At 66.0% G+C, this 16,136-nt stretch carries 12 protein-coding genes; 1 reads left to right on the forward strand and 11 read right to left on the reverse strand.

The features are described from left to right. Positions 1–53: 53 nt before the first annotated feature. From V4558_03850 to V4558_03895, 10 genes are all read right to left on the reverse strand, one after another. Positions 54–1,178, reverse strand: a complete 1,125-nt coding sequence (locus tag V4558_03850) for a hypothetical protein (protein MES2304611.1) — start codon at positions 1,176–1,178, stop codon at positions 54–56. A 41-nt stretch (positions 1,179–1,219) separates the two neighbouring features. Beyond that, positions 1,220–1,660, reverse strand: coding sequence for an SgcJ/EcaC family oxidoreductase (locus V4558_03855; GenBank protein MES2304612.1), 441 nt, complete (start codon positions 1,658–1,660; stop codon positions 1,220–1,222). 138 nt (positions 1,661–1,798) lie between these two features. After that, the gene (locus V4558_03860; protein ID MES2304613.1) at positions 1,799–2,287 is read right to left on the reverse strand and encodes a hypothetical protein; all 489 of its coding nucleotides are present in this window, start codon (positions 2,285–2,287) and stop codon (positions 1,799–1,801) included. A gap of 77 nt (positions 2,288–2,364) precedes the next feature. Then, positions 2,365–3,858: an MBL fold metallo-hydrolase gene (locus V4558_03865; protein ID MES2304614.1), complete on the reverse strand. Its 1,494-nt coding sequence runs from the start codon at positions 3,856–3,858 to the stop codon at positions 2,365–2,367. 112 nt (positions 3,859–3,970) lie between these two features. Beyond that, positions 3,971–4,648 carry a response regulator transcription factor gene (locus V4558_03870; GenBank protein ID MES2304615.1) on the reverse strand — a complete coding sequence of 226 codons (678 nt, stop codon included), beginning with the start codon at positions 4,646–4,648 and terminating at the stop codon, positions 3,971–3,973. Then, a complete protein-coding gene (locus tag V4558_03875) occupies positions 4,645–6,342 on the reverse strand; it encodes a HAMP domain-containing sensor histidine kinase (protein ID MES2304616.1) in 1,698 nt (565 codons plus the stop codon). Before V4558_03875 ends, V4558_03870 begins: the two co-directional genes overlap by 4 nt. A gap of 121 nt (positions 6,343–6,463) precedes the next feature. Beyond that, complete coding sequence (locus V4558_03880; protein ID MES2304617.1) at positions 6,464–7,246, reverse strand: LytTR family DNA-binding domain-containing protein; 783 nt, start codon at positions 7,244–7,246, stop codon at positions 6,464–6,466. Beyond that, positions 7,243–8,382 (reverse strand): histidine kinase, encoded by a 1,140-nt coding sequence (locus V4558_03885; GenBank protein MES2304618.1) that lies wholly within the window; start codon positions 8,380–8,382, stop codon positions 7,243–7,245. Before V4558_03885 ends, V4558_03880 begins: the two co-directional genes overlap by 4 nt. 30 nt (positions 8,383–8,412) lie before the next feature. Beyond that, positions 8,413–10,848, reverse strand: a complete 2,436-nt coding sequence (locus V4558_03890; protein ID MES2304619.1) for an ABC transporter permease — start codon at positions 10,846–10,848, stop codon at positions 8,413–8,415. Positions 10,849–10,851: 3 nt separating this feature from the next. Next, complete coding sequence (locus V4558_03895) at positions 10,852–11,241, reverse strand: hypothetical protein (protein MES2304620.1); 390 nt, start codon at positions 11,239–11,241, stop codon at positions 10,852–10,854. Positions 11,242–11,443: 202 nt separating this feature from the next. On the opposite strand from V4558_03895, the gene V4558_03900 reads away from it, so the two are divergent. Next, positions 11,444–12,424 (forward strand): diguanylate cyclase, encoded by a 981-nt coding sequence (locus tag V4558_03900; GenBank protein MES2304621.1) that lies wholly within the window; start codon positions 11,444–11,446, stop codon positions 12,422–12,424. A 36-nt stretch (positions 12,425–12,460) separates the two neighbouring features. Here the strand turns inward: V4558_03900 and V4558_03905 are convergent, their stop codons facing one another. Next, positions 12,461–16,030, reverse strand: coding sequence for an ADOP family duplicated permease (locus tag V4558_03905; GenBank protein MES2304622.1), 3,570 nt, complete (start codon positions 16,028–16,030; stop codon positions 12,461–12,463). Positions 16,031–16,136: the final 106 nt, after the last annotated feature.

The raw sequence follows: 16,136 nt of genomic DNA on the forward strand, positions 1-16,136 counted from the left end.
TGACCCTTGATTGATTCCAAGCGCAGCCTCCGGCAGGGAAGTCGGGGAATCCTTCAAGGTATCACAGGCTTCGCCACTCTCGCCCGCCATTCGGCACGGATCCGCTCCCATGGCTCCCCGAGTTCACGGATCAATACGGCCCTGACCTCGGCCTGGCCGGGGCCGGCCTGGAGGAAACGCCTGAGCGCGGCCACTCCGCCGCGCCGATAGAGCAGCCCGCAGAGCACGGCCCCGGCGGTGTAGCTCTCGGTCTGGGGCATCGCCCCTGGGGTAATCGCGGAATCCAGTGAGGCACGCGGATGCTCAGTCAGGTAGCGATCGAGCGCCCTGACTGCACCACTGAGCGTCATCCCTGAGGTTCCACCCAGCCAAGTCGCGATCCCTTCGGATGCGATGATAGTGATCGAGCGCCCTTCGAGCAGCGGGCGCAACACGACATGCACCAGTTCGTGGCGGTAGTTCTCACCGAGGGATGGAATGGCACTGAAGATCTGATAATTCACCGGCTTCGCGAAGGCACCACCGGGGCCGAACTTCCGGTCGTATTCGACGCCAAGGGCCGCGAGCGCGGCATCGACCGTGGGCGTCACGTAATAATCGAGATGCGTCACTGGTGGAGTCGCGAACGCTGGGGCGAGCGAATCGACGAAGGCGACCGCGGCTTCGGCACGTGCCCGGTTGAAGGTGAGCGTGGGCTCGATGTGATAACGGATCGGACCGACAGTTTCGCGTCGCCATGCTGCCACGCGGCGGTCGAGCACGTTCTGGAGCAACCAGCGGTCGCCAACCTTCACGACGCCCCAGCTCGCCCGCATCGTGCCGAAGCGGACCTGGATCTCGTAGCTGCCCGGCGCGAGTTGTCGAACCCCGACGATCGCTGGTGCCGACCCCCCTGGCACATAGGACCCGGCGAGATCGTACATCGGCCACTTGGCTTGCTCGTCGGCAACCCAGAGCGATGAGGCAACGCCGGCGAACCGGGCGAGCTGCTGCTCTTTCGAATTGAAATACGCCCACCAGGTGCGGTACACCACGGCCCGCTCACCCGTCGAGTCGGGGCGAAATGCCGCTGGCTCAGGTCCGGTGCCCAAGTAGAGGCCCGACGAACGTTCAGTCCCCCACGCACCCGCTGCGACCAGCAGAAATGTCATGACGGTCGCGTACGTCGACGATTGCATTGCCCCTCCCGAACGGCGTGCGCCCTCGCAGTATCGGAAAGCTACTGCGCCCGCGGCGAGGCGCCTTCGAGCAGCCAGGCGCGCTGGATGAGTCCGCGACGGACGAGATACATCCAGGTCGTCTGGTTCTGCGATGGTGGCATTCCGGTGTAATGCTCCTGATCAATCACCAGTTGGCCTTCAACCGTCCGCGGCTGCACCGTAATCCGGAAATCGGCGGACAGCGTGGCAAGAATCCTGGCGTAGTAGGTCTGGATCGAATCCCGTCCTTGCACGAGCACTCCACCACCCGGAAATCGCTCGAAGCTGGCATCGGGTGCCACCAGCGCCGCGATAGCCCGCGCATCCCGGCTGTTGGCGGCATCGACGAAGCGCTGGACGACGGCGGCCGGCATCGTGTCGGGCACCACGACCGTTGCCTGCGCACTCGCTATGCTGGTGACGGTGAGGAACAGGGTGCCGATGATCAGGACTCGCCGCACAGAACACCCTCCCGTGTGAGTTGCGAGAGGCTCCGACCGGAGCCTCCGTTCGCGACGAGGCGAACCTCGGGAAGATGGGCGACCGATTGACGCCGTCAATCGCGCTTACAGGATCGCCACGCGGTACGCACAACTTGATCACATCGGAGGTTCCGGGTCGCCCTGTGGTATCAGGCGCGGCTCAGGAGCACCTTCCGGCAACGCGCCACGTCGGGCCACCCGCTGAATGGCGATGCCCGTCACGCCACCAATGGCACTGAACACCAGCAGCGGCGTCAGCAACCTGGTCGTGTTGATCTCGCCGAGGCCAAGGGAAATCGCCAGGAAGACGAACCCGCCGCCCACTGCCCCAAAGATCACCGAGCGCAGCACGGAGAGCCCGTCCTGGCTGTCTTTGCGGGGTGCCATCGCGATCCCGACCGAATAGACGGCACCCGCTACGAAGCCGCAGAAGGCGAAGACAATCGCAGCTGTGACAAGGGAGATCGCGCTGAGGGAACGCCCGGCTTTGAGCGCGAAGACAATCGAGATCAGCACCGATCCGATGACCCACACCAGTGCCGATATTGCCGAAAAGACGAAGACCGCCCGAAGCCGCCGGAATGAAATCATGGTGCGCTCGCTCATCGGATCACTCCAGGGAGACGTGTCGTCCGCAGGACCCCATCCGGCGCGGCTCCCTGAAGGTTACACCGATGGGCGGCCTACTTCGCCGCCGCAGTGATTGCGTCGATCGTCGCGATGCTGCCATGACCGCCAACAACCTGCTTGAGCGTGAGACCCCGCTGCTCCGCGATGGTGAGGATCTCCTTCGCAGCGACCTTCGGCAAGGGGAACTGCGGGTTGGCCGACGCAGTGAGTATGTCGCTCTGGAACAGCACACCTGCCGACGGGACGAAGGCGACGAGGTGCAGGCCAGCATCCTGTGCCGTCGTCACGGCATAGAGCACCACCCGCGACTCCCGACTCCCGATCGTCATCGAATCGGTGAACCCGGTGATCGCCGGCATCTTCCGGCCCTTCGAGAGTGCATCCGGCTTCACAGTCTTCTTCGCGGCCCCGATCGAGCGGATGAAATCCACGTTTTCGGTGCGGGTCACGACCGGAATGCCGGCGGCGAGCACCGCCCGAATGCCCCCGGCGTGATCCCAGTGATGATGCGTGTTGACGGCAACGCCGACCCGCTTGGCAGGGAATCGCGCCGTCAAGGTGTCGAGGAGTGCCTGCACGAAAGCGACCGACAACGGCGCTTCCACCAGGACGAGCTGATTGGGCTGTTCAACCACGAGGGCGTTGTACTGTCCTCCCGCGCGCCAGACCCCAGGGGCGAGCGAGGTGAGCGTGACCGCGGTGGCAGCTATTTGTGCGGGAGCCGCTGGCTGCTGACGGTACTTGGCGAGGGTGGAGTCGGGGATCGCGAACACTGAATCAGGGATCGGCTGGTTCAACGAGATCACCCGCTGGATCGTCTGTGTTTCTCCCCGTCCTCCCTCGCTCCGGATCTGACCGGGAATGCGCACCGTGCCGGTGCTCCAGTGACTGAACACGACTGTGGTTGTGTTGTCGCCGAGAATGCCGTCATCGGTGACGCTCTCCTGCAGGGCAGGCAGTCCGGTAATCCGGTCAAACCAGATCGTGGTCGGCACTCCGTTCGCAACAAAGCGCACGCCATCGTCCAGTTGACCTCCAATCCGCCGTGGCGGTGCGGCCGCGATGGAGTCGGGCCGGTCGAGCAGCTTCAGCAGCATCACCGGCACGAAGGTCTCGAGTCCGGCGAGTGCGGTCTGCTGCAATTGCGGCGGCGGCACAATCTGGTTGCCGTTCGGCGCCACAAGCATCGCGCCGTCGGGCGTCGCGATGTTGGTCTGGCGATTCACCGTTGTGCTTCCCGCGAACCTTGATTCGACGTCGTTGCGGACCCGCCGGCCGGCGCGGTCGCGGGTCTGTCGCGTGACCAGGAAGCCGGCGCCGAGAATGCCGCCCGGAACGTCCTCCTGACCACGGGTACGGCTGAAGGTCGCGACGTCGAGAACAATTGTGCGCAGGTCCCGCAACGCCTGCTCACCACCAACCGCGTCAATGGCTCGGCGCACCACTTCGACCGCACCTTGCCGTGGCTGGGGAGGAGTTGGACGAGGGGTGACCCTCCCCGGGTCAGGCAGGAAGGAGATCATGGTCATCAGGGCGACGAACCGCATCGGAGGCTCCAGGTGGATGGACAGTGATGTTCCATCCTACGGACCCAGCGCTCCGGAGTGATCAGCAGCGTGTATGGCAGTCGTAAGTAAGTTGTAGCCTGCGGCGCTCCGCCTATCGGTCGAGGCGGTACCCGATCTTGTAGACCGTGATGATGTGCCGCGGATTCGCAGGATCCGCTTCCAGCTTGCGCCGCAACTCCGCCACGTGAATATCGACCGTACGCGAAACGATATCGGCCTGATAGGTCCACACCTCTCGCAGGAGTGCTGCGCGCGAGACCGCCGCACCCTTGTGGCGCAGCAGCGCCATCAGCAGGTCGAACTCGCGCGGCGCCAGCGCCACCGATTCACCAGCGCGATAGACGGTGCGCGATGCCGGATTGACCTCGATCTCGCCGAACCGTTCGACCTCCGTGGGGCGGGTCCCGTTTCCGTGCGCCCGCCGCAGCAACGCGCGAACGCGTGCCAGCAGTTCGAGGGTGCCGAACGGCTTGGTCACGTAGTCATCGGCGCCCAGTCCGAACGCCTGGACCTTGTTCGCCTCCTCCCCGCGCGCCGTCAACACCAGCACAGGTACCTCGCTGCCGGCGTTGCGGATTGCCTCCAATGCGCGATAGCCATCGAGACGCGGCAGCATCAGGTCGAGAATGACCAGATCAGCGGCCCCCGCCTCCAGGACCCCGGTCTCTCCGTCGGCAGCGAGTGCGACGATGAAGCCGTCGTTCTCGAGCGCGGTCCGAAGCCCGAACGCGAGGTCTTCGTTGTCCTCGACTACGAGTACGCGCGTCACGATCGCACCAGGGGGAGCTCGACCACGAACCGTGCGCCGCCGCCGGGGCGATCCTCCACCCGGCAATGTCCCCCAACCGACGAGGCCAGGTCGGCGACCACGGCGAGACCGAGTCCACTGCCGCCCCGCGCAGCGTTCTGGTCGCGCGCGAGCCGGTAGTACGGCTCCCAGATGCGGTTCCGCTCGGCCGTTGGAATTCCCGGACCCTCGTCCTCGACCGCCAGCGATGCGACGGCACCCGGCGCCGCCGTCGAGGGGTTTTCATCGATGGCGACCACGACGCGTTGCCCGCGCGGGCCGTACTTGAGCGCATTCTCAACCAGGTTGCAGATGATCTGTGTGACGGCATCGCGATCCGCCGCCACCATGACGTCACGCTGCACATCGGCAAGGAGCAGGGCCTCGCACTCGACCGCGAGCGGCTGGAACATCTCGCAGACATCCCGCGCGATGTCACCCAGCGACAGCGGCGCAGCTGCGGCCGGGGCGCTGACCGGTCGCGGTCGTCCGAATCGGAGGACGTTATCGATGAGGTTCGTCATCCGCAGCGATTCCCGGTGCACCACCGCCATCGCTCGCTGACGCTCGGCCTCCGTCCGGAAACTGTTGTGGAGCAGCAGTTCGCTGTGCAGCCGGATCTGGGTGATCGGTGTCCGGAGTTCGTGCGACACCCCCGACACGAAATCCTGCCGCAGCCGCACGAGTTGTTGCTCGCGACGCAGCATCAGGAGCGAGCCTGCGCCGAGCCCGAGCGCCAGGACGAGCAGGCCCGCAACCGTCCACTCGTCAGGTCCGCCTCCACCGGTCAGCAAGACGGTCTCGGCGGTCGCCTTGTCGAGGGTCGCACTGGCGCGCAGACCTCCAAAGGCATCGCCTATTGTGTCACGCGCGGCGAACGCGCTGTCGGGGCGCGGCCCGGACTCGAACACCTTCATGCCGTTGGCGGCGGCCACATAGACGCGCACCAGGGAATTGCCACGCATGCGCTCCAGCAGCGAAGGAGCGAGCACTTGTGCATCGCTCATGGCCGCGCGCAGCACCTTCTGGATCGGCACGGTATCGATCACCATGCCATACACGGCGCTCAGCGGCTCCTGCATCGCCGGCCCCTCACGACGCTGTCCCGGCGTTGGCAGTCGCAAACGAAAGAGCACCACGAAGTGGTCGGGCCACGGGAGTGCGGGCGCGCCGGCAGGAAGAATGCGCGAACTGCGGCGTCCCCAGCCGGCCGAATCGCCAAGCGCCAGCGCTACCAGCGAACGGCGCGTGACTGCCGGCAGCGAATCACCCTCAACAGTGAAGCCGCCGTCCGGGGTGATCCGGAACACGGTGCGCGCATTGGTCGCGGTGAGACATTCGCAGGGGTCGGCGCCAAGTTGTCGTCGCAGCAGCCCGGCGCCCGGCAACTCGGTGGGGATGCTCAGTGACAGGATCCCGGCGCTGCCCCGTACGGGACGCAGAAAGGCGCGGGTGATGAATCCCTGTGAGCTCTGGAGTGCCGCGGCCAGTCCGGCCCGGCCAGCGCGGGCGTACTGCCAGGCCGCAATTTCCGCGTAGTTGCGAAGCGCCGTCTCGGCCGAGCGTCGCTGCGACTCCGCCGCGTGCACCGCGAGCCAGGCCAGTGCCACGGAGAGCACCAGCGTCCCCGACAGCAGCAGGGTTCCAGGGGCGACGCGGCGCGAGGTCGGTGCCATTGCAGAAAGGTGGCGGAGAATTCCTTCACCCGGCACCCGGCGAGTTGTAAGGATCTTGCGTCTTGGTCGTTTTCCCTCGCGACTCTCCGGGCGCCCCTGGAACGGCGGCCGGCCCCGTCCGCTAACCAGCGTCGTGCAACGCCTCGAGTCGCCGCTCCAGCTCCTCCCGACGGGCGCGCATCACCTTCACGCGCGTGCCGCCCGTGAGCACCACGACACCGTCCCCTCGCTCGCCGGCCTCGACCGCCTTGACCCGCGAGAGATTCACCAGCGCCGAACGATGCACCCGCAGGAAGCGGCTCGGATCAAGTCGCTCCTCGAGGGAGGCCAATGTTTCGCGCAACAGATGGACCTTGGGGCCCACGTGCAGTTTGGCGTAGTAGTCGGCACCCTCGATCCAGTCGACATCGCGCGTTGCCACCACGATCACCTGACCCACCTCGCGGACAATCAGGCGGCCGACGCCGCTGCTCCGCCCCGCGGGCATCGCCTCCATTACCGCCAGCAGCTTCTGGCGCACGCCACTCAGGTCTCGCGGAGATCCCTCCGCACGAAGTCGCGCAATCGTCTGCTGCAATCGCTCGAGCGTGGCCGGCTTGAGGAGATAGTCGGTCGCGTTGATTTCGAACGCCTTGATGGCATAGGCATCGTGCGCCGTCACGAAGACGACCTGGGGAAAGGGGTCGAGATCGAGCAGTTCAACCAGTTCGAACCCGGACATTCCCGGCATCTGGACATCCACGAAGAGCACGTCGACCTGCCGGCCTTCCAAGCCCTGGATCGCCGATTGGCCGTCGGCATAGGCGCCGACAACCGTGACCTCGGGAATCATCTCGAGCAGCTCGGCTAGCCCCTCACGGGCGAGCGGCTCGTCATCAATCACCACGACACGCAGGGCACTCACGGAGTGCCCGAAGCGTTCGGAGCATCCGGCAGGGTGATGAGCACCCGCGCGCCACGTCCATCGGTGCCGGGGCCGATCTCGAGCGTGGCGCGCGTGCCATAGAGCCCCGCGAGCCGCGCGCGAGTGTTGCCAAGGCCGACACCTTCCCGCTGTTGGCCGCTTCCCATTCCCGCGCCATCATCCAGCACCGTGAGTCGCAATCCGGCGCCCGAAGCCTCGGCCCGCACGAGCAGCGAGAAGGGCCGTGTCGGATCGGTGTAGCCATGCCGGATGGCGTTCTCGACCAGCGGCTGCAGCAGGAACGACGGTACCAACCACGGGTGGAGTTCCTCCGGCACATCGACGTGAACACTCAGCCGCTCACCATGGCGTACCTGCTCGATCCGGAGGTAATGCTCGAGTGCACCGAGTTCCACGCCCAGGGTGACCACCTGCGCGCGCGAGGATTCGAGCGAGTGGCGCAGCAATCCCGCCAGCGCGTTGACCATCTGTTCGACCTGGGGGTTGCTCCCGCGTCGCGCGAGCACCGCAATACTGTTGAGGGCGTTGAAGAGAAAATGCGGGTCGAGTTGCGCGCGAAGGCTTTCGAGTTGTGCATCGGCGAGGCGCGCATTGAGCCGCTCGGCCGCGACTTCAAGCCGTCGGGCACGTCGCAGGCTCAGGTAACTGTAGGCCACACCGATGACGGTGACGCCGAGCATCAGATTGGTCAGGGCGTTGTGGCGCGCCATGTGCCGCCACGCATCAAGGAAACCGCCACCCTGATGGCCGAACGTGAACCGCAACACCGGCGCGGCCAGGAACGGCACCACCAGCACCGGGGTGAGGACCAGCCCGATCAGGGAGAGTGTGGTGATGGTCCGTGAAGGCGGCCGCTCGACGAGCCGTCGCACCAGCGGAATCACCAGCCCGGCCCACAACGACCAGCCGAGCCAGATAGCAACTTCCGTGACGAAGAGCTTGCCCCACGGTACGGGAGTCTCCCCCGGCGACATCAGTGCCCCCCATTCCGCCGAGCGAATGGTGAGCACCGTTAGCGCGAGTCCCATCAGCATGGCCTGCAGCCGGAGCGAACCCTCGAGCGGTTCGATCGCAGCCGGTTCAGCCGCCCTGGTATCTTCGCGCAGGCCAGTCATCGAGAAAAGATAGCCCGCGCCAGCCCCGGCTCAGCCACCACTGCGAAGCGCCGCGCTCGGATCGGCGCGCGATGCGCGTCTGGCAGGCACCAGCGTAGCGATGAAACCGGTGAGCACCGCCCCCATGACCACGAGCAGCACGGCGCCAGGGTCGAGCACGCCAACGCCGTAGAGCAGCCCGGAAAGCAGCCGCGCCGTTGCGATGGCTCCGATCAGCCCGAGTACCGCGCCGCCGCCGACCAGGACGACCGATTCGCGGGCAACGAGCGTGATGATCGCGCGGGGCGATGCACCCAGCGCCATCCGTACCGCCAGCTCCTGCCGGCGCTGAGTGACGAGGTAGGAGAGCACCGCAAAGATTCCCGCAAGCGACAGCAGCAGCGCGGCGAATGCATACCCTGACATCAGCTGGGTCGTCACCGTCATCCGCGCCCGCGCATCGCGAACGATCTCGTCCATCGTGAACACATTGTAGATCGCGACATCCGGCGCGGCCGCCGTGACGATCCGCCGAATCGGATTCACCAGCGTAGCCGCATCGCCGCGCGTGCGGGCAACGATCGTGATCTCGGTCCGGAACGCGCGATCCGACCAGGTACTGAGGCCCGGAGTATAGAACTCAGGGCGGGCCTCGTCGGTGAGCGAGCGATTCTTCGCATCGCCAACCACCGCGACGATCGGCATCCACGGGGAGAACGGTCCGAACTTGAGGCGAGTGCCGACCGGATCCTTGCCATCCGGAAAGAGTCGCTTCGCCAGCGCCGCGCTGATGACGATCGGCGTGTTCCGTTCGTTGGCATCGTCATCGGTGAAGAGTCGGCCACGCAGGACGGGGATCTCCATGGCAGCGAAGTACCCGGTAGTGGCGACGCGATAGTCGGCCATCGGATCGGTGCCGTCGGCCTTGAAGGGGCGCCCCTCCACGGCCATCGAGGCATCCTCCCGACCGCGCGTCAGCGGCAACGCGTTCACCAGCCCGACCGAGCTCACCCCCGGCTGCTGGCCAATCTCGGAGAGGAGTCGCCGTAGGAGCGTCTCACGTGCGACGCGATTGCGCAGCGTTGCATCCGGCAGGTTGATCCGCATCGTGAGTGTCGAACCGGCGTTGAAGCCGAGCCGGACATCACGCACCGCGCGCGCCGAGGCGATCAGCAGCACCGCGCTATGCAGCAGCAACACGGCCAGTGCGACCTGCCCGATGGCGAGCATTCGCCGCAGCCCATTCGCGGACGCGGGTGTCGCGCCGGCGGTGCGGTCGCGAAGGCCCTGCGCCGGGTCACGTCCCGCCACCACCATCACCGGTACCGCGCCAACGACAGCACCGATGATGAGCACAACGATCACGACTGCCACCAGCGCCCGAGTGCCGAGCACCGCTCCATCGGCTGCAATGCCGGCCGGAAGCAGCGATGACAGTAGCCGTGCGCCGACGATAGCGATGCCATAGCCGAGTGCCGCGCCGAGCGAAGCGAGCAGGGTCCCCTCGATGAGTGCCCCTCGCACGAGGCGGGTGCGGGTCGCGCCCAGCGACGCTCGCACCGCGAGTTCTTCGCTGCGCACCAGGACGCTCGCGAGTTGCAGGTTGGCCACGTTCGCACAGGTGAGCGTCAGCAGCATCAGCACACCCGCGAGCAGCAGCACCACCACCGGCCGGACGTCGCCGACGATTGCGTCCGCCAACGGGCGAACGTGCGCCTGATACCCGGCGGCATCGAGCGCGGAACCGGCGTGCGGACCAGGAAACTCGCGTCCGACAGCGCGAAGCGGCGCCGTGATGTCAGCGGCCGCACTCTCGCGAGAGATGCCCGGCTTCAGCCGGGCAATTACCGAATAGTTGTTGTTGGTCGGGTTGATGGCGGTGGGGCTCAGCCGCAGCGGCTCCCACGCCGCGATGTCGCGTGACGGGAACGAGACGCGCGGTCCGAGCACGCCCACCACCGTGAATGGTTCCCCTTCGAGATTCACTACACTGCCCGCGATCTTCGGATCGGCATTGAATGCCGAACGCCAGAGCCAGTCCGACAGCACTACCACGCGCTCGGCGCCGGGCCGATCCTCTTCTGCCGTGAAGACGCGACCGAGTTGCGGCTGCGCGCCCAGCACCGTGAAGAGGCTCGCCGTGACCGGCGCGAGCACCAGGCGACGTGCCTCACCCGTCCGCACCAGATTGGCGTCACGCGTCTGCCATGCCCCAACGGCCGCGAGGGTGTGGCCATCCGAGACCACTCGCCGGTAGCCCACGTCGGAGAGCGACAGCTCCGGAAAACCGGGCGCCGGAATGGTCTGCGTGATGCTGACCAGTCGGCCGGCATCGGGATACGGCAGTGGCCGCAAGATCACCGCATCGACCACCGCGAAGACCGCGAGCGACGCCCCGATCCCCAATGCCAGTGTCAGCACCACCACGGCGGAATGCAGCGGACGCAGCCGGATCCGTCTGAGTGCAAACCAGAGATCGTGCCGCATGGCTTACTTGCCCGGCGCGCGGCGCCGGCCGGTGAGCGTGCCCTCGTTCTCACCAAAGGTGAAGGCGCCCTTCACCGTCTCGCCCTCGAACAGCAGCTCGTAGTGGATCTTCTGGCTGGGAGTGTTGCTGTCGAGGACCAGCTGATTGCCGAGTCGTTTGGTCTGCTGTACTGGCGACTGGTGGCCACCGACCATCAGCACCAGCGTGGCGCTGTCCTTCGCCGCCGGCACCGTCAGCAGCCCTTCGAGTATTCCGCCGCCGAAAGCAATCTCGAGGGTGTAGCTGCCGGGAGTGACCGCGCCACTGGGACGGGCCGGGGAAGCCGGGTTCTGGGCCGCCGCAACCGAAACGAGGAGCAGGGTCGGGACAATCGTGCGAAGGATTCGCAACATGGTAATTCTCCAAGGGTGACTGACCCGCAGGGACAATGCAGTTCAGCCAAGCTAGAGAGCGCCATTGCGCGCCAGCAACGACGAAGCAGGGAATCCGACGAGCGGAGCAGTGAAAACACGGAATCCCCCGTCCGCTATGGCGCCCGGCCGTACACCACGGCATAATCCCGGATGATCTCGATGCGCGGAAGGCTATACGCCAATGACTGACGGCCAGAACGAGCCGCAGGCGAGCGCATCGGCGAAGTCAGCGGAAGCATTGGCTACCGACCCCGACTTCCAGCAATCGCTTCTCAACGCCATCAACGATGCTTCACCCGAAGGAATCGTGGTGATCGATGGCAACGGGACCATCGTCTCGTACAATCAGCAGATTATCGATCTCTGGAGGATTCCACCGGGTCGGATGCGAGGCGTGCACGTGGGGAGCGCGATCGGCACCGTCGATGACCCGCTCCTCGCCGGCATCGCGAAGCAGCTCAAGGACCCCGTCGCCTTCCGGGACCGTGTCCGCGAGCTGCACTATTCTCCCGAACTCGATGATCACTGCGAGCTCGAGTTGAAGGACGGTCGGACCCTGGAACGCGACTCCACTGCGCTACGCGGCAAGCACGGTCAGTATCTGGGCCGCGTCTGGTTCTATCGCGACATTACGCCGTGGAAGGAGGCACAGGCCAAACTCGAGGCGCTCGCCCGACAGGATCCGCTCACCGGCGTGATGAATCGCCGCTATTTCGACGAACGAGCAAAGCTGGAGTTTGCCCGGGCCGTGCGCGAGCAGAAGCCGGTCGCGATCGTGGAATTCGATCTCGATTTCTTCAAGCAGGTCAACGATCGCCACGGCCACGCCACAGGTGACGAGCTGCTCAAGGTCGTGTGCGACACCTGTCGGGCGATCGTTCGCGAGACCTCGCTCTTCGCCCGGATTGGCGGCGAGGAGTTCGCCGTGCTGCTGGCCGGCGCGAACCTGAAGGGTGCCCTGATATTTGCCGAGCGCCTGCGTGAAGCCGTTGCGGCGGCGCGGCTGAACGTCAATGGCGAAATGATCGCCGCCACCATCAGTGTGGGGGTGGCGATGCGTCACGCCGCCGATACCACACCAGAGGAGTGCCTGCTGCGTGCCGATAAGGCGATGTACCTGGCGAAGTCCAGGGGTCGGAATCGCGTAGAGGTCGCCGATTGAGTGCGTGACCCGCAGCGCGCGGGGTGAGCGCCGCTCCTACTCCGACCGGAGTGCCTCCATGGGGGCCACCCGCGCCGCCCGCCAGGCGGGCATCAGGCATGCGAACACCGCGGTCACGAGCAGCACGCCGGCCACCACCCCATAGACGACCGGATCGAGCGGATTGGTGTCGAAGAGCAGCGGCGCAATGGCCCGCCCAGCGGCAAGCGCAATGAGGAGGCCCACCACGAGCCCGACCACCACCAGGCGCATACCGGACGAGAGCACGAGGGCGATGACGTTGGGGACGCTTGCGCCAAGCGCCGTGCGGATGCCGAATTCACGGCGACGCCTGGCAACGGCGAAGGAGAGGACACTGTAAAGTCCGATGGCGGCGACCACGATCGCGAGCACGCCGAACAGTGTGAAGAGTGTCGCGCCAAGTTGCCACGATCGAGTCTCGGGTGCCGCCAACTCCCAGAGTGGCTGCACGTCCACGACTGGCAGGTCCGGCGCCATCTCCTGCAGCGTACGGCGCACCGGCGTGGTGAGAAGCGCCGGATTCCCCGCCGTGCGGATGAAGAAGGCAGCATATGGCACGTCGGGTTGGTATTGCTCGGCCGGGACGTAGTACTGCGCGTTGGCGCGATCCAGCAGCGAGGAGCGAGGGGCGTCCTTCGCAACCCCCACGATCGTGGTGCACGGCATGGTGTCACCACCGATCTTCAGGCACTTCCCCAGCGGACTCTGTTTCGGCCAGATCAGTTCCGCCATCGTCTCGCCGACAATCGCCACGCGCGCACTCCCCTCGCGGTCGGTGCCATCGAAGGCACGACCGTCCCGGAGGCCGGTGCCGACGGTCCTGAAATAATCCTGGCCAACCATGTTGATGTAGGGGCCCCCGCTCCTCACCGACGGAATGGAATCGACACCAGGAATCGAGAGATCCTCGGCCCAGCTGGTATTGAATGGGATCGAGTTCGAGGCGGTGACGGCCGTGACGCCCGGCAGCTGCCGCAGCTTTTCCATCACCCGGAGCTGGGCATTCCGTTGCTGGATCGGCGTGAGGCCGGTGCCGCGCAGGTCCGCGCTCGCCATCATCAGGTGGTTGAGGTCGAGCCCGGCATCGAGGCCGCGAATCTGGCGCATGCTGCGGACGAAGAGCCCGGCACCAACCAGCAACACGACCGACAATGAGGCCTGGAATATCAGCAAGCCCGATTGAAGCACCGATCGCCCGCTGCGCGCACCACCGCGTCCAACCTTGAGTGCCGTGATCAGGTCCGGCTTGCTCCCCCGCCAGGCCGGGACCACTCCAGCGAGCAGGCCGGCCACGAACGCCGTGACCAGCGTGAAGCCGATCACCCGTACGTCCGTCAGCGGTGACGCGAGGGCGACATCAGGGAGCAGGGTCCGCGCGAGGGCGATGCCGCCCCACTGAGCGAGGAAGAGGCCGACGAGTGCGGCCGCCAGCGAGAGTACCAGCGTCTCCACCACGATCTGACCAACCAGTCGGCCTCGACTCGCTCCGAGCGCTGCCCGGATGGCGAGTTCCGCATCGCGATGCGTCAGCCGGGTGAGCAGCAGATTCATGACATTGGCGCAAGCGATGATCAGCAGGATCAGCGAAACGCCACCAAGCCACAGCGACACCTTGTGTTCCCGGCTGGCCTCTGGGCCCATCGCCACCAGCAGCGGTCCCGCGACCACCGCGGCCTTGGGGTCGGCGCGGCGCACCCCGGCCTGCGCCATCCGCAGCTGGGTAGTCGCCGCAGCTGTGGCCGCGAGCTCCGATGTGCCGGGGGCGAGGCGCGTCAATGCCCGCACCCACTGGATCCCGCGGCTGTGTTCCCAGTCGCCCCCGATGTTTTCGTGTGCTGCGGTCTTGAGTGGCAGGAAGAGATCGACCCGTTCAAGATCGATCCCGTTGAACCCCCGTGGCGTGACGCCGATGACGATATAGCTGCCACCGCCGAGTCGAAGGGTCCGGCCGAGCACGTTTCTGTCGCCCTGAAAACGACGCTGCCAGAAATCATACGTGAGCACTGCGGTCCCTGCAGCGCCCTGCGCATCCTCTTCGGCACTGTAGAACCGCCCGAGCAGCGGCTGAACACCAAGCAGCGAGAAGAAGTCGTGAGTGGCCATGAGCGTGGCGGCCGTGGTCGCCTCGCGCCCCCGGTCGAGTGAAAGCGACGTCGAGAAGAAGGCGGCAGTCGCCTTGGTCGCCGGGACCGATCGGAGATCGTCCACGGTGGGAAACGCCAGCGAACTGTTGGTCACCTCGCGGCCGAGGAAATTGCGCCTGACGTACATCCGCCGCAGCTCGTGCGGCGCACGAACCCCGGCTGGAGCGCGGAAGAAGAGTCGATCGATCATCCCGAACATTGCCGCGTTGACGCCGATGCCGAGCCCGAGTGTGAGGGCGACGGCAACAGCCACACCGGGCGCGCGTGCGATGCCGCGCAGCGTGTGACGCAGATTGCGACTCAGCATACCGATCCGCTCCGTGACAGTTGAGGTGGAATCAACGCGGGGCGTCCGCGCAGGTGCTCCGACGTTGGTGGCCGCCACGACCACCGCCCGCGCGCAGTCGGCGACGAACTCCCCCGCCGTTGCCGTCCGTCGCTCACGGTCGACCGACATCGCCCGCGACAGCGCTTCGGAAAGCTCGATCGGAATCGAAGGCACCTGTTGCGTGAGCACAGGTGGAGGTCCGGTGAATCGCTTCGCCACTGTGGCAAGCGTGGTGGTGCCGGCGAACGGGGTCTGCCCCGCCAGCATCTCGTACGTCATGCAGGCGAGACTGTATACATCGGAGCGACGATCGAGGTTCGGATCGCCGCTTGCTTGCTCCGGCGAGACATAGGCGGGTGTCCCTGCCCCGGAATCGAACTCGGAGTGCCATCCCTCCGCCCAGACTTCGGCCTGGATCACCCGCGCCACTCCGAAGTCGATCAACCAGGCGTGCTCCTCGCTGAGGAGGACGTTGTCGGGCTTCACATCACAGTGAAGCACGCCCAGGGCATGGGCGTGATCGAGCGCGGCCGCGACGCCTGCGAGCAAGCGCAACACGCGATCGATCGGTAGCCGTCCTTCGCGCTTGAGCAGATCGCGCAGTGACCCGCCCCGCACATATGGCATCACGTAATAGGGAGAACTCTCCGCCTCACCGGCGTCGAAGATCGGCAGGATGTTGGGATGCTGCAGGCGGTTGGTGTTGATGATTTCCTTGAGCAGCGCCTTGCTGCCCACGCCACTGACCACTTCGGAGTTGACGATCTTGATCGCGACCGGCCGGCCGAGGCGGGTATCGCGAGCGAGGTAGACGATCCCCATGCCACCCTGGCCAATCTCGATGTCGATCAGGTACTGATCGCGCAAAGCCCCCTGGATACCATGCTCCGGCAGTTCGTGACCGGGCTCGACCTCGAATAGCGCCTCGAAGGGGACGGCGAGCACCTCAAGCATTCGCTCCCGGGTCCGGGCCGACGGATAGAGATGCTTCCCGGCGAGCAGATTGGAGAGATGGCCCTTGGAGAGGCCGAGCCGCATCGCCCAGTTATTCTGGCTGATCGCGCTTTGCGCCAGCAATTGCTGCAGCCGGGTGTGATGGAGGCGAATGCGCATGAGACCGCACGGTTAGGGCCGATGAGCCTGGTCGCGCCTAAGTTATGGAGTCGCTGTGGCGGGGAAAGGGCCTTCTCGCACAAAGTGTTTCGGAACGTTCGATTTC

It is taken from the genome of Gemmatimonadota bacterium (assembly GCA_040388535.1).
Classification (GTDB): Bacteria; Gemmatimonadota; Gemmatimonadetes; order Gemmatimonadales; family GWC2-71-9; genus Palsa-1233.